This is a genomic window from Parasutterella secunda (genome assembly GCF_016901835.1).
GTDB lineage: Bacteria > Pseudomonadota > Gammaproteobacteria > Burkholderiales > Burkholderiaceae_F > Aphodousia > Aphodousia faecavium.
Window position 1 is genome coordinate 1 of sequence record NZ_JACJKX010000013.1, and the last position, 25543, is coordinate 25543.

The following is a 25543-nucleotide window of genomic DNA, read 5'->3' on the forward strand; positions in this document are numbered from 1 at the left end:
ATTCAAGCTTTCTGAGTATCGTTTGAGACTCAGAGTCACTGACTCGAATAGGAAGTTCAATAATAAACGTCGGACCGGGCATGGAAGCTCATTTTACTTCAACGACTCACGTCGTTGCACGGATTCCTCCCTCTGTTAAAACAGAGGGCTTCCTCCGTGATTATTCTGCGAGAGAAGACTTCCTGTGCATGAAGCAAAGCTCCGGCTTGCCAAGGCCGTGTGCTAAAGGCGAACGCCTAGCAAAGTCAATGTGATCGGGATCAAAACCGCCGAGAGTATGGTTGAGACAAAAATTGCATTGCTCGCAGCTCCTTCTTCGCTACGAAATTCCGTTGCCATCAGATAAACATTGATGGCAACCGGAAGAGCAGCTGTCAGAACGCAGGCGTTTGTGGTGATTTCATCCAGGCCGATCAATCGGGCAATGATGTAAACCAAAATCGGGTGGATGACGATCTTTAAAGTTGAAATGGTGAAACCCTTAGGAAGTGCGGCGGAGAAGCTATGCCTGGCAAGACCCATACCGACTACGATTAAGGCAATCGGAGTAGTGGCTGAGGTGACGTAATTTAGGGTGCCCGCGAGAAAACCCGGCAGCTCCCATCCGGTCATGCCCCAGGCACTTCCCGTTAAGATGCCGAGAACAACCGGATTTTTGAAAACTTGCAGCATGGATCGTGCAATTTTTCTGAAGTCTTTATGATCGCTCTCTTTACCCAGTTCCACGCTGGCAATCGCTGTGGTCCATAAAAGCAGCACACTGAAAATGATTAACAGACTGATCGTCGGCATAGCCTCGTTGCCCAGGCTGATCTGCAAAATCGGTACCCCAAGCTGCACGTTGTTGCCGAAAATAGCCGCCATGCCGAAAATAGTTTTGCCGGTATTGTCCAGTCCGAAAAATCGACCCGCTGCACGTCCCAATAGGTAAACGATAATGCAAGAGCCGAAAAAGGCGATGAGTACTCGCCAATCCACAGGAGGCATTTCGGAGAGCCTGCTCATGAGCGAAAAAAGCAAAGCCGGCATCAGAAACCGAAAGGTGAAACCTGAGAGTGCCCGGACAATAGTTTGATCAAATAGCTTTCCCTTAATCAGAGCCCAACCGACAATAACCAATAGAAAAAGCGGTGAACAAACTTGAAGGTGGTAGATAAAAAGATCAAACATGATCGTATCTAAAATGGGCAGGGAACCTCTATTGTCAGAAGCTCTCGTGTCGTCGGATGAATAAACCGAATGGCTTCGGCATGAAGGTACAGCCTGTCGGCCGCATGCCCATAAAGATCATCTCCTATGATCGGGGCAGCCAGCCCTTCGGCGTGAGCAGCATGTAATCGCAGCTGGTGTGTTCGGTCTGTTTTGGGGTAAAAAGCCACGCGTGCTTGTCCGTTTTCATTGACATTGAGCACTTTATAGACTGTCTGAGCAGGCTTCCCATAGGTGTACTCGACCATTTGGCGAGGTCGTTCATAAGGATTAAGACAAAGGGGAAGATCAATTTCTCCGCTTGTCTGCGCAGGCGCTCTTTCCAATAAAGCGATATAGCGTTTACGCACTGAACCGTGAGCAAATGCCATCTGTAAAGCACGGTGCGTTGATTTATTTTTAGCGAAAAGTAAAACGCCGGAAGTAGCCATATCCAGTCTGTGTAAGAGCATGGGGCCTGTTGCTTCAGGATAAAGCGTCATCGCCACGGAATAGAGATCATTAACCGGAAGTTTACCGGGAACCGAGAGCATTCCTGCCGGTTTATTAAAGGCGACGAGATCGTCATCTTCGTAAACAATTTCAGGTTTCCAGTCTTTGAAGGTTTGAAGCGATAACTGATTTTTCTCTAATTTTTCGCCCTCGAGCAGGAAGTTGAGCAATTTTTCATGTCGTTCACGAGCAAAACCGAAAAATGTTCCTTCTCCCCGAGCGTCATAGCTTGCCACCGGGCCCCACCAAGACTGCCCCATTGCCACAGGCGCAACCTTTTCGGCATAGGCAACATTCAATAATGCCGGTAACGCTGATCGTAAAATCGCTTTAAGCAGATCCTCTTGATTGAGATAGCCTGACAGAACGTCTAATAAAGTTGCTTTTCGACCGAGTTTATTTTGAAGTTGAATGCTTCCGAGGCGTCTTTTCCATTCATTTTCAACCGCAATGTGAGTGCGATGCTGAAAGTCGGATCGCGCCGCCTCTTCAGCCTGAAGGGCCAGGATGTATTTCAGTTTTAATCGGTCAAGTTCACCGGAATCAAATTGACTGGATGCGATCAGGGCTTCAGGGTTAAAGACGCCGCTTGCTCTTTGACGTTGTCGGTGTTCTTTACGTGCATGTGCAGCTTCTTTGAAATTGAGATATTTTTCCTGAGCAGCAATTTTTTCTTCAAAAGCTTTTTCAATTCGGTCGGTATTAAGCGGTTTTAATTCCTCGCTCGGTAACTGTTGCCAGAAGGTTTTTTCAAAATAGGAATCCGTACAGTCAAATTGATCACAAGCAGCGATAAACCCAAGGACACCATCAGGCATTCGACCGACCAAAACGGCCACCAGGCGTCCCGCTTGGCCGCAAGCGTGTTCATTTAAGTGTTGACGCACGAAGTTGGCCGCCTGAATAACAAGCGGGTGTGCTCTGTAGTGATAAGGATAGGTGAGCACGCCGGAATCGTCCGTGCACTCAGCGTGCTCCAGTTCTTTAAACATGTCTTAACTGAAAAATTTTCTATTCCGAAAGTCTAGCAAATACAAATGTCGAAAGAGGCATAGGAAAAATCGGCCTCATCATTATTTGATGAGGCCGAGAAACATAACCGAACTCGATTATGAAAGGCCTACGATTTTGCCGTTGACTACATCAATATGCAAAGCGGCAGGCTGCTTGGGCAGACCCGGCATGCGCATGATAGCTCCGGTCGTAGCCACCACAAAACCGGCACCTGCATTCAAAATCAGGCGTTGCACCGGAAGGGTAAAGCCCTTGGGAGCTCCTAACCAAGTGGGCTCATGAGAGAGCGAGTAAGGTGTTTTAGCGACACACACCGGTAAGCGATCAAAGCCCAATTCCTGAATTTGCTTGAGGTCTTTTTTGGCGGCAGCGGACAATTCAATATCCTTGGCGCCATAGACATTGGTGGCAAGCTTTTCAATCTTCGTGACCACGTCGTCATCGGTCTCATAAGAGAAGTTCAGAGGCTTGGGTTCGCCGGCCGCGGCTTCCATCACTGCGCGTGCCAATTCAATGGCGCCTTCGCCGCCCTTGATAAAGCCGTCGCAGACCGCAAAGCGCACGCCCTTTTCGGCGCAGCGCTGACGGATGATTTCAATTTCTTCATCCGTGTCCGTGGCGAAGTGGTTTAAGCTCACCACGATTTCAGGACCGAAGTGCTTGAGGTTGTCGATATGCGCATCGAGGTTGCACAAGCCCTTCTTCAAAGCTTCAACATTGGGTTTGCCGATATCGGGCAGCGGCACAAGACCATGCCACTTGAGCGCCTTGGTGGAAGTGACAAGCACAACGGCCGAAGGCGTGAGGCCGGCGGCGCGGCACTTGATGTTGATGAATTTTTCTGCGCCCAAATCACTGCCGAAGCCGGCCTCCGTGATGGCCCAATCACCCAAGGTCATGGCAGCCTTCGTGGCAACGACAGAGTTGCAGCCGTGAGCGATGTTGGCAAAGGGGCCGCCGTGAACAAAGGCAAGATTGCCTTCGAGCGTTTGCACGAGGTTGGGCTTCATGGCTTCAAGAAGCAGCGCCATGAGAGCGCCCGTAGCGCCCAATTCTTTGCAGGTGAAAGCGGAGCCGTCGCGCTTGATGCCGACCACCAAACGATCGATGCGGGCGCGCAGATCGTCAAGGTCGGTTGCCAAGCAGAGCACTGCCATCAATTCACTGGCTACCGTGATGTCAAAACCGGTTTCCGTCGGAATGCCGTTTGCCGGGCCGCCGAGACCGGTGACAATGTTGCGAAGCATGCGGTCATTGACGTCGAGCACGCGGCGCCAAATGACGGTCTTCAAATTGACTTGGCCTTGATGGCGGGCGTTGTCGATCATGGCGGCCAACAAGTTGTTGGCGGCTGTGATGGCGTGGAAGTCACCGGTGAAGTGCAGGTTGATGGATTCCATCGGGAGCACTTGAGAGTAACCGCCGCCGGCGGCACCGCCCTTCATGCCGAAGCACGGTCCCAGAGACGGTTCGCGAAGCGCGACCACAGCCTTTTCGCCTAAGCGCTTAAGACCTTGCGTGAGCGCGATGGAAGTGGTCGTTTTGCCGGAGCCGGCCGGCATGCCGGAGGTAGCGGTGACCAGAATCAGTTTTCCATGGGGTTTACGATCCTTGTGCAAAGCAACCTTGGCTTTGTCACGTCCATAGGGTTCAAATTCATCATCAGACAGACCGGCACTATGGGCTAAATCGTCAATACGGATCAATTTTGCCTCTTGGGCGATCTCGATATCAGACTTCATAGAAAAAACTCCAAAAATAAAAAACAAAAACAAAAACCTAACCTTCGGCATTGAACAACAATCACTGCCGACAGACAAGCATCCGACAAAAGTTTCTGAAGTTGCCGGCCTGCTTTTAAACCATGGGAAAAGTATGCCTGAAAAAACGTATTCGGCGGAAAAACAAAAGAATATTTTTTCTTTAGATTAAACGATTTTTGCTGATCAGTTGATTTTTTCCAGATAGTGTTTATTTCGATCGGGTTACACTTAAAAAGTACGGCAGAAGTTTCTGCCTTCCCCTATGACTGAAAAGGAGAGTTTTATGTGGGATCTGTTAATCAAAGGCGCCACGGTTGTGGATCCGCTCAATCGAATTGAAGCCGTTCGTGATGTAGCGATTGAAAACGGTCAAATCGCTGAGGTCGGAGTGGATTTGCCGGGAGGTTGTGCCCGTGTGGTTGAAGACTACACCGGTAAGGTGTTGCAGCCGGGAATTGTGGACAGCCACGTGCATTTGGGGGAAATGTGGGGTTCGCCCTTCGGTTTTAAGATGTTGGCGATGGCAGGCGTGACGACCTGTCTGGATATGGCAGGCCCCCTTGATAATGTTCTGAAGAACATTCCGACTTACGGCTCCGGCATTAACTGCGCCATCTTGCAATTTGCTTCTCCTCCCTTTACCTTCAAGACCAATGAACCGTCCAAAGAAGAAATGGATGCATTAATTGATCAGTCTATGAAGGAAGGTGCTTTGGGTGTGAAGCTTTTGGGCGGACACTATCCGCTCAAACCCGCGGTCTCTTCTTTACTTATTAAGACGGCCCTTGAACATGGCGCCTATATTGCTTGGCATGCCGGTACCAGTGAACACGGATCCAATATTGAAGGGATGCGTGAAGCAGTGGAATTGAGCCAAGGTAATTTCCTGCATTTGGCTCACATTAATGCCTACTGCCGCGGTGCCATTCGTCCTGAATTGGAGGAAACGAAAGAAGCCATTGAGTTACTTTTGGCGAACGATCACATCCATTGCGAAAGCTACATTTCACCCAGAAACGGTACGCGTCTGACTTGCTTTGAAAACGGCAAGATTCAATCGAAGGTGACCGGAAACTGTCTGAAGCGATTCGGTTTTACCGATGACCGAGACGGTGTTGAGGCAGCATTTAAGGCCAATAAAGTTTGGGCCGTGTATGACGCGGGCGGCTATTCCGATCTGGTAACCGGAGAAGCGGGTCTGAAACTTTGGAAAGAACACAACACCGATGTGGGCGGCTCCTTTAACGTGAATCCGCCGCTTCCTCGTGTGTGGTTGGCAGAGGCCAAACGCCCGGACGGCAGTTTTGTGGTCGATGCAATCTCTACCGACGGGGGCTGCATCCCGCGTAATGTGATTCTGGAGCAGGGACTGTCGCTTGTGAAATTGGGCATCCTCACTTTGTCTGAATTTGCGGCGAAAACTTCTTTGAATCCGGCTCGTATGTTGCGTTTGGATACGAAGGGACACCTGTCAGTCGGCGCCGATGCGGACATTACGATTTACGATCTGGATACGCAAAAACCGGTTGCTACGTTTGTTAAGGGTAAGACGATTTTCAAAAACGGAAAAGTCTACGGCTCAAACGGTACGGTAATTTGCACGAAATATGGTGAAGAATTCGTAAAAGGCTTGGGAATCAATACGCTTGTGGTTGATCCCGGTAAACCCGTTGCCGATCGTTTCGTTGCCTAAAGTCATCTACTGTTAAGATTGAGGGCGCACTGAAGTGCGTCCTCATCGGAACTATTTCTTTTCGTCCAACAACATGACCCCTTCGGGAGGATTAGCGTTAATAGCGCCGACAACCGGGTGAGGGACGTAGCATTGTTCTAAATAATTCATTTCCTCTTCACCGAGCTTAATGTCCATAGCTCTGACAGCATCATCGATGTATTGAGTTTTTGTCGCGCCGATAATAGGCGACGCTACACCTTTGGCCCATAGCCAGGCGAGAGCAATCTGGGATGCTTTGCAGCCTTTTTGCTCAGCCAACTGACAGACTCTTTCAACGATTTTGATATCGGCTTCCTGCATACGATCGTATTTGCCATGTACAACACGATCGGTTTGGCCGCGAAGCGTTGAGCTTTCCCAGGTTGAACGTGCCAGATGACCGCCGGCTAACGGGCTGTATGGCATGAGCGTAACCCCCATTTGTTTGCAAATAGGAATGAGTTCCCGTTCGTCTTCTCGATACAGAAGGTTGTAGTGGTTTTCCATGGCAGAAAATGGAGTCCACCCATGGTCTCTCGCAGCAATCTGCATATTGTGGAACTGATAACCGTACATAGCTGAGGCGCCGAGTGCGCGAACTTTCCCGGCTTGTACCAACTCATGCAGTGTTTGCATGGTCTCTTCGATAGGCGTGTTGTAATCAAAACGATGAATGATGTAGAGATCTAAATAATCGGTTCCGAGACGCTTGAGACTGCCGTCGATTTCTCGAAGAATGGCTTCTCGCGACAATCTTCCGGGATTGAAATACACCTTAGAGGCAATGATCACTTTGTCGCGCTGTACGTTACGTTTCAGAATACGGCCTAAAAATTCTTCGCTAGTCCCTGCCGAATACCCGTTTGCCGTATCGAAAAAATTAATACCTGAATCGAGTGCATGCCGAATAATTTTTTCGCTTTCTGTTTCATCAAGTGTCCAATCGTGCATTAATCCGCGTACACCGAAACTCATGCAACCGAGGCAGATTTTCGAAACCGAGATATCGGTTTGACCTAATTTTGTGTATAGCATTTCTACTCTCTTGGATAAGGATTGACACAAGTCATCTTATCGCCAAAGGACAGAAAAAAGGGTTAGAAATTTTTCAAAAATTTGACTGATCCTCTACGTTTTTTTAATAGAGAAAAAATGGCAGCTCTGAGGCTGCCGGATAAGAAAGTTATTTTTCTCTTAGTACTTTTAGATTGTCCTACTTCCATCCATAAAAATCTTTGACGGTTTTCCAAGCAATGCTTTGTAGGAATTGAGCATCTTTTTGTGCCAACGGTTTTTCACAGCCTCCTAAGAAGTTTGCACCTTCCGGAGAAGAATGGGTGAGCGCAGCATAGATCACAGCTCCTTCCAGATAGGAGCCTGCCGCTGTCGGGTGACGGTTATCCGCAACTGTCATTTTCAGATCAGGACGATCCTTAAGAGCATTCGCAAAAGCAAGTCCAACAGGGATGACCATTGCTTTGTTATCGTTGGCTACTTTAATTGTGGCATCGGCCAGCTGCTTGGTCATTTCCGGACGATCAGCATAAGCCCATGTCATCAGAAACACGGGCTCGGCACCTGTTGCACGGATGTCCTTACTGTGAATAGCAGCATATTTTTCAAAGAACTTTTTCAATTCCGGGTGAATCGGGCCCTGACTGTTGTCCTGAAGAACAACGGCATCGAATACTTTTCCTCCCGGATAATTGTTGAAAATCAGCTTATTGCTACCGTCATTGAGCGTGGAATAACTCAATAGACCATTGGGGCGAAGATAACTCTTGACATCGTGCCAATCCAGACCGGCTCCCCCGATCGTTGCCATAGCCGTGGTGAGCTTGGTCTTTTTATCCTTGGCAATTCCGCTGATGTAGCCACCGACGCCGCAGTTGTAGTACATGAAGGAGTTGCCGACCAAGAGAACTCGATCCGGTTTGCTTTTCAGCCCCTTCACCAGAGGTTCTATTGAATAATTTTCTGCAGCATAAGTCGCAGAGGCAAAGCCAAGAGCCAGTAGGGCGCTGGTTAAAACGGTGAATTTTCTCATCATGAATTTTCCTTTCGCAAACAGAAGTCAGTGGCTATTTCACAGTACGAAGCCACATTTTCAAGTCTTCGGTGAAATGATCACCATCAGGGAATGCTTCGGTTTTTTCAGCTCTCCAACCGTGATTGCCAGAGGGGTATACGTGTAGAGACACAGGCCTGTTGTTTTCAACCATGGCTCGCGTGTACAGCATAGAGCCTAGGCTTCCGGCAAATTGGTCTTGAGCGGAAACTGCAATAAAGGCCGGAGGCGTAGTCAAGCCAACGTGTTTGTAGGCTGAATACGTTGTGTCATATTGGACCGAGCGGTCAGGACCGATCAGATTGTTTCTGCAAGAGCTCTTCGGTTGAGTTTCTTCCTGCATCATCGAAATATTGGGATAAATCAAAATTGAGAAATCCGGGCAGGACTTGTCTTTACACGATACGCTTGACATGGCTGCAAGATGTCCGCCGGCACTCGCTCCCATTACACCCACCGTGTGCAGCTTGTATTTTGAAAAGAGTCCTCGGACTGTTTCGACTGCTTTATTGGCATCGGAAAGAGGAACGATCGGATTACCTTTAGGCAGGCGATACTTCAAAACGAAGGTCGTAAAACCCTCGGAGCGGAAAAGAGGAGCGAAGCTTTGCTCAATGCTACCCATGGAAAGGTTACTGTAACCTCCGCCCGGCATCAGAATAATCGCTTTACCATTGGGCTTTTCCGGCACTTCGACTTCCAGACGGGCACGTGTGACATTGAAAATATTGCCGTTGGCATCGGTTTTCTCTGCCTCAGTAATCGTGCTCTTGTTCGGGGCGCCATTAGGCCACAATTCAATAATCTCAGCTGCCGATAGTGCAGCCGAAGTACTCATTCCAAAAACGGCGATGAGGGGTAATAAAAAAACTTTGACTCGCATTATTAAGCTCCTGTCAGGTTGGGACCGTTTTGAAGTTTATTTACTTAATTATTACAATACAATAATTAAATACTTTTGATTGATAATCAAAAACTAATTTATATGGGATTCAGCGCTTTAGAAATTTTGACTGCCATTGAAGATGAAGGAAGCTTCAGAGGTGCAGCGGAGGCTTTAGGAGTCACGCAACCCTATCTGTCTCAGTTTGTGCAACGATTGGAAAATGAATGTCAGGGAACGATTGTCGATAGAACGAATCGCCCGTTGAGACTGACAGAGCTGGGACAATTTTATTTGGAAAGCCGACGACGAATTGCAATGATTGAGACAGAAACGTCTCGATTTTGTGCGGACTATGCCCATCTTCAAATCGGACATATTCGTATTGCAAGCAATGGCGAGAGAACCAATGCGATGTTGGTGCCGGGGGTATCGGAATTTGTCAGGCGTTATCCGGGTATTCATGTGGAATTAACCTTGGAAAATCATCTGGAAGAAATACCGGATATTCTTCTGGCAGGCAAAGCGGAAATCGGAGTTCTGTTTGAAGGTTTGATGAAAAAAGGTTTGAATGCCTATCCGCTTTACCGTGAGCGTTATTTATTTGCCGTGCCGGATACGGAATTTTTCGCCGATGTCGGATGTCGATATAACGAAGAAAGACAATACCCGAAGTTTTTGGACGCAGATTCTAAAAAATTAACAACCCTACCCTTGTTGCAGACTGTTTTGCACCACGAGCGAACGCTTTTGCTCAGTCGTGCGGTGGGACGAGAATTTACGAATCTGAATATGGATGTTCGACAGTTGGGAACCCGACTGGAATTTGTTGCAAGCGGCATATGTTCAGCGATTTGTCAGGAAAGTTTAATAGGGCCTTATGCAGCAAGAACCAATTGTCGTTTTCTCAGTATGGAAGACGTTTTACCTATACAAACCGTGGTGATTGCTTGGAATGAACATGTTTATCAAAGTCGTGCTTCGAAAATTCTCTGCGAAATGATTAAGGAAGGATTAAAAGGACAAAAACAGTACAAAATCTGAGCAATATCAACCGAATAGTCGAAGAGGTGAGCATCCTATGCAAAAAAGTTAAGCTCAGGGCTTGCATTTTTTTTGGATGATCTATAAAATGCGTCATCTCTTACGGGGGTATAGCTCAGTTGGTAGAGCACTTGCATGGCATGCAAGGGGTCAGCGGTTCGAATCCGCTTACCTCCACCACAATTGGATCGCGTCTCCATCGTCTAGAGGCCTAGGACACGACCCTTTCACGGTCGGTACCGGGGTTCGAATCCCCGTGGGGACGCCAATATTTCTTCCGGCAATCCATTAGGATTGCTTTTTTATTTTCCGATTTATGTAGTTCATTTTTTCTGTGAACTTTCTCCAGGGGCTTGTTAAATCGGATTTCCCATTTTTCACAATAATCTTCAGAACTTCCTGATACAGAGGGCTGTTTTTATTTTCCGAACGACAGTAAACATGTGCTTTGGCAACAGGACGATGCCATTGTGGCATCACGGCGGTAACTGAACCGTCATTAATTTGAGCGCGTACCATGCCAAGGTTAAGATCGATAGCAATGCCGGCTCCGGCTAAAAGCATCTCTTTACAAGTCGTTGCATCTCCGTAATTAATCTTCTCACATTGCCTCAGTTTAAATTGATCAACGCCGTTTTCTATGAAATCAGCATAGTAAGGGCTGCTTGGATAACGAAGTAAAATCGGGCTTTTTATGAGTTCTTCAATTTTTTCGGGCGCTTGGTGCTGATTTAAAAAATTTTGACTGACTAAGAGAAATGTATAGAAATCGTCGACAAAAGTTTCATGCAATCCGGGTTGATTCGATGAATAGAAGCAGAAAGACAGATCGGTTTGTTTATTGAGTAAGGCCTGGAGGCCTCGGTCAGCAGAAATTTCGAAATGAATCTCAGGATGCATAGACTCATACTCGAGTAGAGCAGAAAGAATAGGCGTTCGATCCATATTTACAGGCAGCGATATCCGAAGTGTTCGACGCATCCTGAGATCTTGCTCCTTTCGGATACTCTGCACTGAAGATAAAAGTGCCTCGTGATCTTGTACGAGCCGTTTAATATGAGGAATAAGTTCTTGGGCCTGTGCTGTCAAAGTGGCCGGACGTGTGCGTCGATCAAGAAGAAAAATTTCTAATTCATCTTCAAGACACGCCAACATACGAGAGGCGATCGGAGGGTCAAGCCAAAGTTTCTCAGCTGCCTGCTTTAGTGAACCTAAATTGTCAATGCTCAGTAAAACTTTCCAAGCTAAAAGATTGTCAATCTTTTTCATTTTCATATTAATTGTTTTTTTGACAATTATAGGTTAAAGATCTGTCATTCTCTTTTGGAGTATATCTTCCTACAATTACTAAAACGAAATTCTCTAGGAGAAATATGATGGAAGAGTACGGCAGTACAGATTTTTCGATGGTCCGATATGTTCCATACATGGGGGTGATTTGGACAGTTAACGAAGCCTCGAAACTTGGCTTTTATAACGGTCATCCAGATTGGTGCAATGTGGGGCAAGGTCAGCCCGAAGTGGGAACGATTGAAGGGGCTCCCGATCGCATTGAAAACCTCAAGCTTGAACCCAGTGATGCTGCCTATGGTCCTGTCGGCGGGACTCTTGAAGTCAGAGAAGCCATCGCTGATTGGGTTAATCGCACCTATCGAAAAGGCATGAGCCAATACACTGCAGAAAACGTCAGTTTTGCCTGCGGCGGCCGACTGGCTCTGACACGCTTATACAGCATCTTTAAAGACGGTACGCGCATTGCTTACAAGAATCCTGATTACACAGCCTACGAAGATTATCTTTATCCCCTTCGTCACAATTGTGAATTGATTGAATTACGTGCTGAAGAAAGGGATGGCTTTACGATTCCCGTGGATCGTTTTGAAGACTTTATGCACGATGTGCGGCCGAATGCTTTTGTCTTTTCCAATCCCTGTAACCCGACCGGACAGGTGATCAAAGACGAAGCGATGGATCGCTATATTGATGCAGCCAGAAAAGAAAATTGCTTGCTGGGTGCCGACGAATTCTATGCAACCTTCTCGTATAACGAAGATGGTACACCGGCAGAAAACGCTGTCTCTGCCTTACCGTATGTGAAGGATATTAACCGGGATCCGGTCATTGTTTTTGACGGTATGACAAAGGGGTTCCGTTACCCGGGGTGGCGCGCCGGTTGGGCAATCGGCCCGAAATACCTCATTGAAATGATTAATTGTGCGGCCAGTGCCGTTGACGGTGGCCCGTCCACCATGGTTCAGCGCGCAGTCATTGAAGAGCTCGCGCCGGGGCATGCAGAAGCAGAATTGCTTGCCACACGCAAAGAATTTGCCGTTAAGCGCAAGATGATGATGGATGGCCTAGCGCAGTTGGGTATTCATACACCTGCCAACCAGCCCTTGGGAACTTTTTATCTTTGGGCCAGTATTGAAAACTTGCCCGGCAAGCTTTCCGATGCCGACAACTTCTTCTATGCCTGCCTGCAAAAGAAGGTGATTACGGTTCCGGGGCACTTCTTCGATGTGCGTCCTTTCCGCGTCCGTCCGACAAAAGAACCGTATCGTCATTGGGTACGCTTCTCTTATGGTCCGAACCGTCAAACGATTAAGACGGCCCTTGAACGGATCGAACAAGTAATTAAGGAATACAAGTAATACAACAATAACGGGCTTTGATGCCCGTTATTTTTTAATGGATGGGTGAGTCTATGTCAGAGTCTTTCCACGAACAGCTCGTCGAACAGAGAAGATATTTGCACCAATTTCCCGAAGTGGGATGGACCGAGTTTGAAACCACTTGGTACATTGTTCAGAAGTTGCAAAGTTGGGGATTCAATGTGCATATCGGACGCGAGGTGATTGACGAAAAATCTATACGCGGACGCAATCTTGAATTGGTCAATGAGGCTCGGTCACGGGCTGCCGCCCATGGCGTGCCCGAAGCATTCCTGCAAAAGACCGAAGGTTTGACAGGCTGCCTTGCCGAGATGGACTTTGAAAAAAAGGGCCCTGTTTTAGTCTTTCGATTCGATATTGATGCTTTACCTGTTCAGGAAACAGATTCCGTTGACCATCTTCCCAATCGGGAGGGTTTCCGCTCTAAAAGAGAAGGCATCATGCATGCCTGCGGACATGATTGCCACACTTCAATCGGACTGACAGTGGCTCGCTGGATAGCTGAACACAAAGACGAGTTGAGCGGAAAAATCAAAATTATTTTTCAGCCGGCAGAAGAAGGTTCTCGCGGAGCAAGGACAGTCGCCGCTTCCGGCATCATCGATGATGCGGACTTCTTTTTTGCAAGCCACATCGGTATGCAGGCTAAATACGGAGAGGTGATCATCGATCCTTATGGATTCCTCTGCGGCTCGAAATATGACGTCACTTTCATCGGACGCTCTGCTCACTTGGGAGCCGACCCTCATAAAGGTCGAAACGCTATGGCAGCAGCTTGCTCAGCTACATTGCAGCTTTTGGGCATTGCCAGACACGGCGATGGGATGACCCGAGTCAATGTCGGAACTTTTCATGCCGGCCGAGCCCGCAATGCTATTCCAGATCGTGCCACCATTGAGGTGGATATCCGCGGAGAAACGATGGCAATCAATGACTATATGTGCGAAGAGGCTCAAAATATTTTCGCCGGTTGCGCCAAAAGCTACTCTGTCGGTTTGGAAGTCATCGATCAGGGAACCGTGTGTGATTTGGTCAATGATCGGGAATCAGTTGATGTATTGAGACGCTGTGCTCAAAAAATACCGGCAATCAAAACGATCATTGAAAAATCGGATTTCGGGGGCTCAGAGGATGCGGCGATTTTAGCTCGCCATGTACAGTCCAAGGGTGGATTAGCGGCTTTCTTTGTGGTGGGCGCAGATCATTTGGTTGGACATCATCAGCCGGAATTCGATGTCAACGAAGAGGCACTTGATGTCGGCTTTGAGATGTACGTCAACCTTGTCAAGGAGATTTGCGCAACCTCTTTAGCCTGATTTTGAACGCGCCAACAAAAATACTGTTGCCAAAATACAAAGTGCTCCGATGGCCTCGGTCAAACCAAAAGTGGCTCCCAATAAAAGCACAGAGAGCACAACCGCAGAGAGCGGTTCAAAGCAGGTGAGCATTGAGGCGATCGGAGGCGCGATGAATTCCATACTTTTTAAAAAGCAGCAAAAGGAGACGATGGTGCCGCAAAGCACAATGTGAAGGTAGCAAATGATGCCCATCGTATTCCAGATGACGTTGGTTTCAAAGGGATTGTTGTAGAGACAGGCCGCTGCACCGCTGAAAGTCATTGCCCAGCCGATAACAGGAAAAACAGTCAGTTTTCTGACGACGCGCCCGGGTTGGATCGTACCGACTGCTCCCAACATGGCAGAAGCCAAACCCCAGGCAACACCGGCCATAGAAAATTTCATTGTGTCCCAGTTGCCTTTTGTGATGATGAGAAGAACACCGACCATGGCCAAAACCAAGCAGATCATTTCTAGTACCTTGATGCGTCTGTGATGCGCAATAGCGAGGTAAGCAATGATGAAAAGAGGAGAGGTGAGTACCATGATTGTCGCGGTGGCTGCATTTGAACTCGAAATCGACAGGAAAAAAGTTGATTGAGAACAAAGCAGAGCAAAACCGTAGATCAGAATATCTTTGAAATTCTCTATCTGAAAAACAGCCTTAATGTGTTTGGTACGGTTCCAAAAGAAATCAAGCAAAATCAAAACCAGGCCGGCCCCCAGCAGTCGAATGGACGTTAAATCCAAAACGGTGAATTGGCACTGTGCCATCAAATACTGCGCGGCCACTCCCATTGAGCCCCAGCAGATGCCGGCAATGGAAGCAAGAGTGACACCTTTGAGAGTTTTAATTTCCATGAAAGTTAAATGGTACGGTTTTGTTGTTGCTTGATTGTATGCCTGTCTGTGGGATCTTAGACAAAATAATTATCGGCGTTTTTCAAAGAACAGGTACATTGTTTAGAATCGAGAAAGTTAATTGCTCGAAAATAATTTTGAATATGCGTGTCAAGCGACTGGCAGTGTGGTTTACGTTACTGGGTGCGTTGCCCCAAGCAGTCTCGGCCTTTGAAGTTCAGGTTCAGGGAGTGAGTGGGGACGTACGCGCTAATGTCGAAGCGCTTTTGGGGCCCGTGAGGGAAAATAGCATCACTGAAATCAGACAAACTTATCGTGCTCAAGTTGATCGGGCCATTACTAGAGCATTGCAGGCACTCGGCTACTACCAAAGCATTGTTCATTATTCATGGCGGGAAGCAAAAGGAAAAGATCCGGCCACTCTGATTGCCAAAATTCATCTGGGTGAGCCCGTCCGAATAGACGGGGCATCTTTGACAGTCAGAGGAGAGGCTGCCGAAGAAGAAGCTTTTGAGAAGCTGAAAAAAAATCTGCCTGAAAAAGGGCGGCAGCTCAATCATGGAGAATACGAGAGTTTTAAATCGTCAATAGAACGGGCGGCTGTGCAAAACGGCTATTTTGACGGAGAGTTTTTAGTGAGCGAACTGGGCGTCAATGCCGTTGAAAATAAGGCCTACTGGAGACTCGATTACGATGCGAAAACCCGATATCGTTTCGGAGATATTCATTTTCGTGGCAGCCAAATCAGAGAACCTGTTTTGGTTAATCTCTTACCTTTTAAAAAGGGAGAACCCTACACTTCAGACGATATTTCAGAGCTTAACAGACGACTTTCAGCAACAGGTTGGTTTAATTCCGTAGTTGTTTCTCCCGATATATTTTTAGGTCGCTCGAGTACCGATAAATCTTTACCGGTATATGCCAACGTCACACCGAAAAAAGAAAATGCCGTCGAAACAGGGCTAGGTTTTTCAACTGACGTGGGTCCCAGAGGATCGGTGACATGGCGCAAACCATGGCTTAATGATTCCGGTCATAGTCTTGAGACTTCAACTGAACTATCTTCAAAAGAGCAGTTACTTGACGTAAGCTACAAAATTCCGCTGGAAAAAAGTGCACTGGAGCACTACTGGATTGTCCAGGGCGGTATTAAAAATGAAGATTTAAACGATACGAAATCAAACTCTGCCTCAGTGATGGTCTCTCGGCATTGGGCGCCTTACGAAGGTTGGCAAAGAGATGTACATCTGCGCTGGTCGCTCGATAAGTTCGATCAAGGTGAAATCAGTGATCACACGATGCTGATTTATCCCGGGGTCAGTTTTTCAAAAACAGCTGCCGTCGGGGGACTCATGCCTTCCTGGGGCTTGTCTCAGCGATACACAGTGGATTGGTCCAATGCGATTTGGGGCTCTGACATTGACTTTGTAGTATTGGAAGCACAGCACGCCTTAATAAAAACTTTTGCCCACCGACATCGCGTGGTTTTGCGCGCTCACGTAGGCTGGATTCAGACGGACGACTTCGATCAGGTGCCTCCTGATTTGCGCTTCTTCGCCGGTGGCGACAGAAGCGTTCGGGGCTACAAATATGAGTCTATTTCCCCTGAGGACGAGAACGGGGACTTGACCGGTGCAGAAAAATTGGTGACTGCCAGTGTGGAATACCAATACAAGGTAAAAGGCAATTGGTGGGGAGCGGTATTTTTTGATATCGGTCAGGCAGTCAATAATTTCAACGATCAGGATTGGAAAAAAGGCGTGGGTGTGGGTGTTCGTTGGCAATCGCCCTTAGGGCCCATCAAACTGGATATTGCCAAACCTGTGGGAGACCCTGATAAGCATGCTGTGCAGTTTTATATCGGATTGGGGCCTGAGCTATGAGAGCGGTTAAGATTTTTTCACTGGTCTTTGTGAGCGTCATGGCCCTACTTTGTGCGGCAGTCGCATTTTTGCTCACTACTGCTCCCGGTCTCCATTTTCTGATCGGTCAGGCAAAGGGTTATTTCCCGCAGCTCACGCAAGGGACTTTTAACGGCAGTGTTTTAAGTTTGGATGCGAAGGAAGTCGTCTGGGAACAATCCGGATTGCGTTTTACCGGAGACTTCGGTTGGCACATGGATTTCAATAGCCTGCTCGCAGGCGAAGTTGCCTTTAACGATTTCTATGTTCAAAATGTCCGAAGTACAGTCAAGACAGGCGAACTGGCTTCGGGACAATCCTCAAATGTTAACAGTGGGAGCTCTGCCGAATTCTCTTCTCAGACTGATTTGCAGGCACCGCTGCCGGTACACGTTCACAAGATTACCTTTAAAAACATCTCGATTGATATTGATGCAGAGGTATTAAATCTTCAAGAACTTCAATCTGCTTTTCATTGGACAGGTGACGGGATTGATATCCCTAGCATTGATCTGAATGGTTCTTGGAAAGAATTTCCGCTTACTCTCAAAGGAGCTTTCAGCACAAAACAAGGCGGCAAACTCCTGCATTTGTCTGATGTTGCCATGCATTTTGGCAATAACCGACTGGAAGTTAAGGGAGATGTTCGCTTCCATGCAACGGTGCCGAACCTTGATTTGGCAATGAATATTGATGCAGCAGATTTTTCAGAAATACTAAACGATATCAGAGGGCGTGCCAAAGGCAGACTGCAGGTAAGAGGCCCGGTTTTGATGCCTTTGATTAATGCCGATATGACGGTTCGTGATTTGTTCGCTCAAGGCGTCTCTGTCGGCTCTCTTCGCTTGACGGGAGCAATGAGTGCTGAAGAAAATGTTTCGGGCGGTGCCCGTTTAGCAGTAAAGGGCATTGAATTGCCCGGACTTCGTGTCGATAGCTTTGACGCTGACCTTTCCGGCTCGCAAACGGCTCATGAATTAAAAATTGCCGCTGACTCACGGCTATTTCGGTTAAATGCCGGTTTTAACGGTGCTTTAAATGCGGCGATGGACGCATGGAAAGGGACGTTGAGTCACTTTGAGGTGAAAACCGATTACGGTCCCGTCGCCCTTCGGGATCAGATGCCATTGTCGTTTGATACCAAGGGTTTGCTTTTGGATGTCGGTCAGTTCTGTTTGATTCACCCGCATGCTCTGATCTGCCTGCAAAACGATTTACAGCTTGATTTGCTCAATAAAAAAGCCTTTGATCTTCATGTTGCACTGCAAAAGTTTGATCTTAGCTTTTTCAAGCGCTTCATCCCCGGACAATTTGAGGCGACTGGTGTTGTAAAAGCCGATGCCATGCTCAGGGTGCCTCAAGGGTTTAGCGGTTTGCCGACGGGATCGGTTACCCTAGACGGTCAAGCGCTCTCGACTCGTTATAAGCTCGAACAAAGCGACTTTATGATGGACTTTGACTCAATCCGATTGGGTTTTGCCAATGACGGAGAAAAAATCAATTCGAAGTGGACAGTGAAGTTAGCGCAAAACGGTGAACTTTCGGGTGATGTGGACATTATTGATCCGATGAAAGAGAGACGTTTGGCAGGCAATGTGCAAATTGAAAATCTTTCTGCTTCTGTCTTTAATTCACTACTGTCTCCGGGAGAAACGGCCGAGGGGACTTTGTACGGTGATTTGAGACTGGCAGGCACCTTATCTGAACCTCAGGTTTTCGGTCAGGCCGGTATCCGTCAAATGAGGGTTGACAGTACGAAGTTGCCTTTTGAAATGTTACCCAGTTCATTTGAGTTGGCTTTTAATGGCAATAAAAGCACACTTTCGGGAGAGTTGAAAACACCTAAAGGCGGGTTGACGTTGCAAGGTGATGCCGACTGGAAAACACTGGCTCAAGGCAGCACGAGAATTGCCGCAAAAGGTGTCAAGATGCGCGTAACAATGCCGCCTGCTGTTGAATTTGACCTGACAACTGATGTGCACTGCGAGGCCAGTGCTGAAAAAATTTCTTTAAACGGCTTAATTGATTTACCTTGGGCACGGGTTCAGATTTACGATTTGCCCGCCAGTGCGACGGATGTGAGTGCCGATACGGTTCGCCTGGATCGTCCAAGACTGAAATCAGACGACAATTCCGAGGCCATTCCCATTGAAAGCAATCTTTTTATCAATATCGGCGAGGATGTACGGGTAGATGCCATGGGACTGAAAGCCCGTATGACCGGAAAATTGCATGTTGTTCAGAATAACGGCAAATTAGGTTTGACGGGACAAATAAATGTTCCTCGGGGGCAGTTCAAGGCTTATGGTCAGGACTTGATTGTCAGACGCGGTGAATTCATGTTTGCAGGAGCTGCAGATAATCCTCTTATCAATTTAGAGGCTATCCGAAACCCCGATAAAACGGCCGACGATGTGATTGCGGGGATTCGGGTAACCGGTCAGGCTGATATGCCAGAGGTGACGATTTTTACAGAACCGGAAAAAAGTCAGACTGAATCGTTAAGTTATCTTATGCGAGGTGAAGGACTTGATCCGGCCGGCGAAGATGACAACAGCATGATTACGTCTGCCCTCATTAATTTGGGATTGAGTCAGGGCAGTCGGGCAATTGAAAGCTTAGGCAATGCTGTCGGCATCAGTGGTCTTGGAGTGGATACTGAAGGTGTCGGGGAAGGTTCTAAAGTGGCCGTAAGCGGTTATGTTTTGCCGGGATTGAAGGTGAAATATGCTGTGGGGCTTTTTGACTCGCTCGCTACGCTTACACTGCGCTACCGAGTAATTCCGCGGCTTTATATTGAAGCGGCCTCCGGTGTCGATCAGGCACTTGATGTTTTGTATTCTTTTGAGTTTTAGTGGGCAAAAAATAGGTAGGAAAAAAGAGGTTTTTGCTTTTTAGGATCGTTAAACTGAAAACAGTTTTAAGGAGAGAAAATATGCGTCCTTTTATGGCAGAAGTGGATTTAAATAAGGCCTATCGCCTTTTAAATGTCGGCGGTACAACGCTTGTTTCAGCAGCTTATAACGGAGTCTCCGACATTATGCCTGCAACGTGGGCCTGTGCATTGGATCTGGCACCGACAAAGGCTACTGTCGTGGTCGACAGTTCTCACTTTACGCGTCCTTTAATGGAAAAAAGCGGTTATTTTTCTTTGCAGCTTCCGACTGCCGCGATTGTGAAAGAAACCATGCGTTTGGGAGCCGTAAGCAAATTCGATATGCCCGATAAGGTTGAAAAAAGCGGAGCTAAACTCTTTACTATGCCCGGCTTTGACATGCCTTTGGTTGAGGGGTGCGCGGCCTGGATGATTTTTAAAATTTTATCCGAACCGCACAATCAGAATCAGTATGACCTCTTTATCGGTGAATGCGTTGCCGCTTGGTCCGATACCCGAGTTTTCTCAAACGGACACTGGCATTTTGAAAAGGCTCCCGCTGATCTGCGAACCCTGCACTATGTGGCGGGCGGCCATTTCTATACCATTGGCGAGCCGCTCGTCATTGAAGGCATTCTCCCCGAAGAGGATTAATGCCGGAGCTGACATTGTATGAGGCATTGGCCGGACTTTTTACTTCGGCCTTTGTCTCTGCCACACTTTTTCCGGGGGCAAGTGAGGCGGTATTGCTCACGCTTGTTTCTCGCTGGCCGGAATCGATTTGGACGGCTGTTGCCGTAGCCGCCGTTGCCAACACCTTAGGCTCCATGACAAGCTATGTCATCGGACGATTTTTCCCGAAAAAGGTTTCTAGCCGTGCTTTGGACTGGCTAGCAAAGTGGGGTGGATGGGCGCTGCTTTTTGCTTGGTTGCCGGTGGTGGGTGACACTTTACCGCTTGCGGCCGGTTGGCTCAGAATTTCCTGGTTTAAAAGTTTGATTTTCATTTTTATCGGGAAAGCAGCCAGATACAGTGCCTTAGCCTTTGGATTTGCTCAACTTTTCTAACAAAATTGCTTCACATTGCTCCCGCTGATGCGATAAGATTCAGTGAGTTATAACGGCCGATAAAAATGGTGAATCAACGGCCGTATCGGTAGGGATATTCATGAGAATTTTGATTTCCAATGACGACGGGTATTCAGCACCCGGGATCCGGGCGCTTGCCAAAGCGATGAGACGTTTCGGTTATGTGACCGTTGTAGCTCCCGAATTTAATCAAAGCGGTACCAGTAACGCTTTAACACTGACTCGTCCTTTGCAGGTCCAGGAAGTTGAACCCGGCGTATTTGCTGTAAATGGAACACCGAGTGACAGCGTGCATCTGGCGCTCACAGGGCTTTTGGATGAAAAACCTGATTTGGTTCTCTCCGGTATTAATTGCGGACAAAACATGGGCGAAGATACCATGTACTCGGGAACTGTTGCAGCTGCCATAGAGGGTTATCTGTTTGGGATTGATTCGATTGCCTTTTCACAGATTGAGCGCGGTTGGGGGCATCTAGAGGATGCCGCTACAATGGCACAGGCCATTGTCGAGCGCTTTCTTGAGCGTAAAAAGGACGGAGAGCCGCAACTGCTCAATGTCAATATTCCCAACTTGCCCTTGTCTCAATTGCAGGGGATTGTGGCAACACGGCTGGGACGCAGACACCATGCCGAAAGTGTCATCAAAGAAGTTAGTCCTCGAGGTTTTCCGATTTATTGGGTCGGTGCGGCCGGCAAACCCAAAGATCGTGCCGAAGGAACAGACTTTTGGGCAGTCGAACATAATGCTGTTTCTGTGACTCCGCTTCAAGTGGATTTAACCAATTACTCCGCTGTTCGTTCAGTTGGGCAATGGTTGCATTCAGACAGCAAGCAATAACTGTATGCATAATGTGTAATGAATTGAGGTTTTGGATATGAAATTAAGAGTTTTAGCTGTTGCTGTGATGGCCGGCGGTTTGTTAGCCGGTTGTGCACTGCAGGAAGTGGGTGCTCCCATTTACAACCGAACCGGTTCGACAGGTGTCGGCACCTCGGGAATGGTCTCTGTGACGGGTGATACCTATACGGTTCAACCCGGCGATACGCTCTACAGCATCGCTACTCGCAACGGTTGCAATCCGACCGAATTGGCTCAAGCCAACGGTATTACGGATCCGACTCTTTTATCTCCGGGCACTGTTTTGCGTTTAACCTCTGCCCGCACGCAGCCGGTTACTTCGGTGGCTGTTGATGTTCCGCCGCCTGTTTCGACAGAAGTGACGATCGGTACGGACGTGACGACAGCTACGACGCCCTCAACAACCGATACGGTGACGTTGACGGGAAATACAACAACCGTTACAACTACGCAAAAGATGCTCGGCAACACCCAGCTTTCCTGGCCTGTGGCCCGCGGTCAGATTTTGCGTCAGTTCACCGATGAAAACAGTAAAGGTATTGAAATTGCGGGTAACTTAGGTGATGACGTTCGTGCGGCAGCGGCTGGTCGAGTGCTCTATACCGGTGAAAACGTCAGCGGATACGGTAAACTCATCATTATCACTCACGGTCCCGGCGCTGTAACGGTTTACGGTCACAACAGTGAATTGCTTGTCAAACGTGGTGACAATGTGACCAACGGACAGGTCATTGCCAAGATGGGCAATAGCGATAGCGATTCGGTCAACTTGCTTTTTGAAGTGCGACACAATGATCGACCGGTTAACCCGATAGAATACCTGCCGCAATAAAGTTTTTGTATAAATTCGGTCGGCACAAACCGACCATGACGCAGCGTCCGCTTTGACTACTTGAATGTGTTTCCTTTCGGTCTTTGTCGGGCGCTTCTTTTTTGAGGGAAATTTCCAATGGCAAGAGCCCCTAAAGTTTTAGAAAAATTTACCGTTGATATCGAATCGTTGGATCAGGACGGACGAGGAGTCGCGCACCGAGAAGGCAAAGTTGTCTTTGTTGAGGGAGCTCTCCCCGGCGAGACTGTAACGTATGAGCGTTTCCGCAACAAAAACAGTTATGAGTGCGGTCGTGCCGTTTCTATTGAAAAAGAGTCTTCCCTTCGTGTGAAACCCGCCTGTAAGCATTTCGGACTTGAACCCGGTTGTTGCGGGGGCTGTGCGATGCAGCACTTGGATCCTAACGCTCAGGTAGCCATCAAGCAGCGTGTGCTTTTAGACGCTTTGTGGCACATCGGTAAAGTTAAACCTGAAATGATTTTGCCTCCGATTTTCGGACCTTTCTGGGGGTATCGTCATCGGGCTCGTCTGACGGTGCGTGATGTCGAAAAGAAGGGCGGAGTGTTGGTGGGTTTCCACGAACGATCCTCAAGCTACGTGGCCGATATGACAGAGTGCAAGATTTTGCCTCGAGCTGTCAGCGATTTACTCATCCCGCTTCGCCGTTTGGTCGAAAGTCTTTCTATTCGTCAGCGCTTACCGCAAATTGAAGTGGCCATGGGTGGAAACGGAGCCATTGCGTTGGTTTTCCGTGTGCTCGAAGAACCGACTGAAGCGGATATGAATGCCTTCGAGGCGTTTTCCCTTGAGCATGGCGTCAGCGTCTGGTTGCAGCCCAAGGGACCGGACTCCTGCTATCCGATGCACCCGAGTGATCTCACGGCGCTCAAACTTGAATTGCCGGAATTCGGTGTACACATTTCTTTTAAACCCACGGATTTCACGCAAGTCAACCATCGCTTAAATGAAACGATGGTCTCCCGCGCCATTAATCTGTTGGACGTCAAGCCTGAGCACCGAGTCGCAGACTTTTTCTGCGGTTTAGGCAATTTCACGTTGCCGTTGGCTGTACGAGCCAAGACTGTGGTGGGAATTGAAGGTAGCGAACAGTTGGTCGAACGCGCTCGAGCCGGTGCAGCCGACAACGGTTTGGCTCAAAAAACGCAATTTGTGGCCCGCAATCTCTTTACGTGGTCTACAACAGATTGGGATGCACTTTGGGAACAATTGGGTGGTATTGACCGCGTGTTGATTGATCCGCCCAGAGAAGGCGCACTGGAATTGGCCCGTACGCTTGCGGCGACCGATAAACGACCGCCCCGGATTGTTTACGTTTCCTGTAATCCGGCAACGCTTGCCAGGGACTGCGCTATTTTGCACCACGAGGGTGGATGGCACATTCGAGCCGCCGGTGTGATGAACATGTTCCCGCACACGGCACACGTCGAGAGTATGGCAGTGCTCGAGCCCGGTCCGAAACCTGAAAGAGTGCCCGAACCCGAACAACCGGATGAGGCAATCGCTCAAGTGAGCGAGCCGTAAAAAGTATCCATCAGAAAGACCGACGGGCTTCGGTCTTTCAATGGAATTTCTTACAACGATGTAATTTTTCTTTGAGCGATACTCATGGATTGGGATCTTCATCTTAGCCATTACAAACAGCGGCCTCTGAAAGACGTCATTAAGGAGCTCGCGGAATTTGTTTGGGTGCGAATCCAAGAGACTCAACTCAATCAGGTGGCATCGTCTCTGACATTAACGACCGTTTTATCACTTGTGCCTCTGGTGGCGGTTATTTTGGTCAGTTTTGCGGTGTTTCCCGCCTTTGAAGCACGTCGCGCGGAAATGGAAGCGCTGCTTTTTTCCAGCCTTTTGCCCGAGGTCTACAGCCAGCAGATTATCAGGTATGTTCGGGCTTTTGCCGAGCACGCTCAAGGGTTGACTATTTTCGGTTTGGCCGGTTTAACCATTACGGCTCTCATGTTGATTAACACGGTTGACGGGGCGCTTAACCGCATTTTCCATGTGCGGCAAATGCGACCGATCACGCAGCGGGTGTTGATCTATTGGGCGCTTTTAACCTTAGGCCCTATAGCAATCGGTTTCAGCCTTGTCCTGACTAATGTGCTGACTCAGATTGAAGTCGGCGTTCAGGGGTTGCTGCCGAGTTGGTCTCTTGTGGCGCTTCAGCTTTTGGTGCAGTCCCTTATGTATGCCGCACTTTACGTTTATGTGCCCAACTGTAAAGTGAAGTGGCTCGATGCTTTTATCGGCGGCTTTTTGGTGACAATTGTCGGTGTGGCGATTAAGTGGGGCTTCAGTTATTACTTGAGTACGGGTCCCCTGACCACGATTTACGGCTCATTTGTGTTGATTCCCGTGGTGCTTTTGTGGATATATATTTCCTGGCTTTTGGCACTGTCGGGCGCAGCGATTGCGGCAACAGTGCCGATGCTTACCACCGGTCGGTACAGCGACATGAATAAAACGGGCAACGATTTCATCACCGGGGTGGCTCTTTTGCATGAACTCATGATTGCTCAGGAAAAAGGAGAACCTTCGGTTTCCATTCATGTGCTGTGTAAGGCCGTGGACTCGTACCCGGAGGCTGCCGGTGCCATCCTGGAGCGATTGGCTGAGGTGGGGTATGTGGGTAAACTCAAGGATGACCGCAAGTACGATGAGCACTGGAGTTTATTGGTTTCTCCCCAAACGACTACACTGAGCGCGGCTTTTGATGCACTGGTTGTGGATCCGAGTAACAGCCTCATCTGTCGGGAAAATTCACCGCTTTATGATTGGTACTGTCTGGTAACGGACGCAGAATGGAAAAAGCGGCCGATGGTGGAAACGTTGCGTTTCATCCATCCGATTAACTGAGAAAAATTGAAAAAACAAAAAAGGCGTTGGGACTGAGTCGTCAACGCCTTT

At 48.2% G+C, this 25543-nt stretch carries 20 protein-coding genes and 2 tRNA genes; 14 read left to right on the forward strand and 8 right to left on the reverse strand.

The window, feature by feature from the left end; all coding sequences use genetic code 11:
* Positions 1–222: 222 nt before the first annotated feature.
* From H5985_RS07105 to H5985_RS07115, 3 genes are all read right to left on the reverse strand, one after another.
* Positions 223–1170: an AEC family transporter gene (locus H5985_RS07105; RefSeq protein ID WP_205050621.1), complete on the reverse strand. Its 948-nt coding sequence runs from the start codon at positions 1168–1170 to the stop codon at positions 223–225.
* An 8-nt stretch (positions 1171–1178) separates the two neighbouring features.
* Positions 1179–2693: an RluA family pseudouridine synthase gene (locus H5985_RS07110; protein WP_205050622.1), complete on the reverse strand. Its 1515-nt coding sequence runs from the start codon at positions 2691–2693 to the stop codon at positions 1179–1181.
* Between the two features lie 117 nt (positions 2694–2810).
* Positions 2811–4457 (reverse strand): formate--tetrahydrofolate ligase, encoded by a 1647-nt coding sequence (locus H5985_RS07115; protein WP_205050623.1) that lies wholly within the window; start codon positions 4455–4457, stop codon positions 2811–2813.
* Between the two features lie 304 nt (positions 4458–4761).
* On the opposite strand from H5985_RS07115, the gene H5985_RS07120 reads away from it, so the two are divergent.
* A complete protein-coding gene (locus H5985_RS07120) occupies positions 4762–6171 on the forward strand; it encodes a dihydroorotase (protein WP_205050624.1) in 1410 nt (469 codons plus the stop codon).
* Between the two features lie 51 nt (positions 6172–6222).
* Here H5985_RS07120 and H5985_RS07125 read toward each other — a convergent pair whose 3' ends face one another.
* From H5985_RS07125 to H5985_RS07135, 3 genes are all read right to left on the reverse strand, one after another.
* Positions 6223–7227, reverse strand: coding sequence for an aldo/keto reductase (locus tag H5985_RS07125; protein WP_205050625.1), 1005 nt, complete (start codon positions 7225–7227; stop codon positions 6223–6225).
* Between the two features lie 178 nt (positions 7228–7405).
* Positions 7406–8242, reverse strand: coding sequence for an SGNH/GDSL hydrolase family protein (locus tag H5985_RS07130; protein ID WP_239481694.1), 837 nt, complete (start codon positions 8240–8242; stop codon positions 7406–7408).
* Between the two features lie 31 nt (positions 8243–8273).
* Complete coding sequence (locus H5985_RS07135) at positions 8274–9143, reverse strand: alpha/beta hydrolase (RefSeq protein ID WP_205050626.1); 870 nt, start codon at positions 9141–9143, stop codon at positions 8274–8276.
* Positions 9144–9245: 102 nt separating this feature from the next.
* On the opposite strand from H5985_RS07135, the gene H5985_RS07140 reads away from it, so the two are divergent.
* The 3 genes from H5985_RS07140 (at position 9246) to H5985_RS07150 (ending at position 10455) form a co-directional block, all read left to right on the forward strand.
* Complete coding sequence (locus H5985_RS07140) at positions 9246–10187, forward strand: LysR family transcriptional regulator (RefSeq protein ID WP_205050627.1); 942 nt, start codon at positions 9246–9248, stop codon at positions 10185–10187.
* Between the two features lie 104 nt (positions 10188–10291).
* Positions 10292–10367, forward strand: a tRNA-Ala gene (locus tag H5985_RS07145).
* Between the two features lie 12 nt (positions 10368–10379).
* Positions 10380–10455 (forward strand) — tRNA-Glu (locus H5985_RS07150).
* A 20-nt stretch (positions 10456–10475) separates the two neighbouring features.
* On the opposite strand, the gene H5985_RS07155 is transcribed toward H5985_RS07150, so the two are convergent.
* Positions 10476–11456, reverse strand: a complete 981-nt coding sequence (locus H5985_RS07155) for a LysR family transcriptional regulator (RefSeq protein ID WP_205050628.1) — start codon at positions 11454–11456, stop codon at positions 10476–10478.
* Between the two features lie 104 nt (positions 11457–11560).
* On the opposite strand from H5985_RS07155, the gene H5985_RS07160 reads away from it, so the two are divergent.
* Together H5985_RS07160 and H5985_RS07165 are read left to right on the forward strand one after the other, a co-directional pair.
* Positions 11561–12838 carry a pyridoxal phosphate-dependent aminotransferase gene (locus H5985_RS07160; protein ID WP_205050629.1) on the forward strand — a complete coding sequence of 426 codons (1278 nt, stop codon included), beginning with the start codon at positions 11561–11563 and terminating at the stop codon, positions 12836–12838.
* Positions 12839–12891: 53 nt separating this feature from the next.
* Complete coding sequence (locus H5985_RS07165) at positions 12892–14175, forward strand: amidohydrolase (RefSeq protein ID WP_205050630.1); 1284 nt, start codon at positions 12892–12894, stop codon at positions 14173–14175.
* Here the strand turns inward: H5985_RS07165 and H5985_RS07170 are convergent.
* Entirely contained in the window at positions 14167–15057 is an 891-nt protein-coding gene (locus tag H5985_RS07170; RefSeq protein WP_205050631.1) for a DMT family transporter, read from the reverse strand. The genes H5985_RS07165 and H5985_RS07170 overlap by 9 nt on opposite strands.
* Before the next feature lie 143 nt (positions 15058–15200).
* Here H5985_RS07170 and tamA point away from each other — a divergent pair, with 143 nt between their 5' ends.
* The 8 genes from tamA (at position 15201) to H5985_RS07210 (ending at position 25492) form a co-directional block, all read left to right on the forward strand.
* Entirely contained in the window at positions 15201–16940 is a 1740-nt protein-coding gene (tamA, locus tag H5985_RS07175; RefSeq protein ID WP_205050632.1) for an autotransporter assembly complex protein TamA, read from the forward strand.
* Positions 16937–19813 (forward strand): autotransporter assembly complex protein TamB, encoded by a 2877-nt coding sequence (tamB, locus tag H5985_RS07180; RefSeq protein ID WP_205050633.1) that lies wholly within the window; start codon positions 16937–16939, stop codon positions 19811–19813. The genes tamA and tamB overlap by 4 nt, the downstream gene beginning before the upstream one ends.
* An 80-nt stretch (positions 19814–19893) precedes the next feature.
* Positions 19894–20487, forward strand: coding sequence for a flavin reductase family protein (locus H5985_RS07185; RefSeq protein ID WP_205050634.1), 594 nt, complete (start codon positions 19894–19896; stop codon positions 20485–20487).
* A complete protein-coding gene (locus H5985_RS07190; protein ID WP_205050635.1) occupies positions 20487–20900 on the forward strand; it encodes a YqaA family protein in 414 nt (137 codons plus the stop codon). Before H5985_RS07185 ends, H5985_RS07190 begins: the two co-directional genes overlap by 1 nt.
* Positions 20901–21000: 100 nt before the next feature.
* Complete coding sequence (gene surE, locus H5985_RS07195; RefSeq protein WP_205050636.1) at positions 21001–21759, forward strand: 5'/3'-nucleotidase SurE; 759 nt, start codon at positions 21001–21003, stop codon at positions 21757–21759.
* A 37-nt stretch (positions 21760–21796) separates the two neighbouring features.
* Positions 21797–22612 carry a peptidoglycan DD-metalloendopeptidase family protein gene (locus H5985_RS07200; RefSeq protein WP_205050637.1) on the forward strand — a complete coding sequence of 272 codons (816 nt, stop codon included), beginning with the start codon at positions 21797–21799 and terminating at the stop codon, positions 22610–22612.
* Positions 22613–22729: 117 nt separating this feature from the next.
* Positions 22730–24154 (forward strand): 23S rRNA (uracil(1939)-C(5))-methyltransferase RlmD, encoded by a 1425-nt coding sequence (gene rlmD, locus H5985_RS07205; RefSeq protein ID WP_205050638.1) that lies wholly within the window; start codon positions 22730–22732, stop codon positions 24152–24154.
* Positions 24155–24238: 84 nt separating this feature from the next.
* Positions 24239–25492: a YihY family inner membrane protein gene (locus H5985_RS07210; RefSeq protein ID WP_205050639.1), complete on the forward strand. Its 1254-nt coding sequence runs from the start codon at positions 24239–24241 to the stop codon at positions 25490–25492.
* Positions 25493–25543: the final 51 nt, after the last annotated feature.

What these genes read in the sequence shown, in the direction of transcription:
- H5985_RS07105 (WP_205050621.1), bottom strand. Translation starts at nt 1,170, where the DNA reads ATGTTTGATCTTTTTATCTACCACCTTCAAGTTTGTTCACCGCTTTTT.
- H5985_RS07110 (WP_205050622.1), bottom strand. Translation starts at nt 2,693, where the DNA reads ATGTTTAAAGAACTGGAGCACGCTGAGTGCACGGACGATTCCGGCGTG.
- H5985_RS07115 (WP_205050623.1), bottom strand. Translation starts at nt 4,457, where the DNA reads ATGAAGTCTGATATCGAGATCGCCCAAGAGGCAAAATTGATCCGTATT.
- H5985_RS07120 (WP_205050624.1), top strand. Translation starts at nt 4,762, where the DNA reads ATGTGGGATCTGTTAATCAAAGGCGCCACGGTTGTGGATCCGCTCAAT.
- H5985_RS07125 (WP_205050625.1), bottom strand. Translation starts at nt 7,227, where the DNA reads ATGCTATACACAAAATTAGGTCAAACCGATATCTCGGTTTCGAAAATC.
- H5985_RS07130 (WP_239481694.1), bottom strand. Translation starts at nt 8,242, where the DNA reads ATGATGAGAAAATTCACCGTTTTAACCAGCGCCCTACTGGCTCTTGGC.
- H5985_RS07135 (WP_205050626.1), bottom strand. Translation starts at nt 9,143, where the DNA reads ATGCGAGTCAAAGTTTTTTTATTACCCCTCATCGCCGTTTTTGGAATG.
- H5985_RS07140 (WP_205050627.1), top strand. Translation starts at nt 9,246, where the DNA reads ATGGGATTCAGCGCTTTAGAAATTTTGACTGCCATTGAAGATGAAGGA.
- H5985_RS07155 (WP_205050628.1), bottom strand. Translation starts at nt 11,456, where the DNA reads ATGAAAAAGATTGACAATCTTTTAGCTTGGAAAGTTTTACTGAGCATT.
- H5985_RS07160 (WP_205050629.1), top strand. Translation starts at nt 11,561, where the DNA reads ATGATGGAAGAGTACGGCAGTACAGATTTTTCGATGGTCCGATATGTT.
- H5985_RS07165 (WP_205050630.1), top strand. Translation starts at nt 12,892, where the DNA reads ATGTCAGAGTCTTTCCACGAACAGCTCGTCGAACAGAGAAGATATTTG.
- H5985_RS07170 (WP_205050631.1), bottom strand. Translation starts at nt 15,057, where the DNA reads ATGGAAATTAAAACTCTCAAAGGTGTCACTCTTGCTTCCATTGCCGGC.
- tamA (WP_205050632.1), top strand. Translation starts at nt 15,201, where the DNA reads ATGCGTGTCAAGCGACTGGCAGTGTGGTTTACGTTACTGGGTGCGTTG.
- tamB (WP_205050633.1), top strand. Translation starts at nt 16,937, where the DNA reads ATGAGAGCGGTTAAGATTTTTTCACTGGTCTTTGTGAGCGTCATGGCC.
- H5985_RS07185 (WP_205050634.1), top strand. Translation starts at nt 19,894, where the DNA reads ATGCGTCCTTTTATGGCAGAAGTGGATTTAAATAAGGCCTATCGCCTT.
- H5985_RS07190 (WP_205050635.1), top strand. Translation starts at nt 20,487, where the DNA reads ATGCCGGAGCTGACATTGTATGAGGCATTGGCCGGACTTTTTACTTCG.
- surE (WP_205050636.1), top strand. Translation starts at nt 21,001, where the DNA reads ATGAGAATTTTGATTTCCAATGACGACGGGTATTCAGCACCCGGGATC.
- H5985_RS07200 (WP_205050637.1), top strand. Translation starts at nt 21,797, where the DNA reads ATGAAATTAAGAGTTTTAGCTGTTGCTGTGATGGCCGGCGGTTTGTTA.
- rlmD (WP_205050638.1), top strand. Translation starts at nt 22,730, where the DNA reads ATGGCAAGAGCCCCTAAAGTTTTAGAAAAATTTACCGTTGATATCGAA.
- H5985_RS07210 (WP_205050639.1), top strand. Translation starts at nt 24,239, where the DNA reads ATGGATTGGGATCTTCATCTTAGCCATTACAAACAGCGGCCTCTGAAA.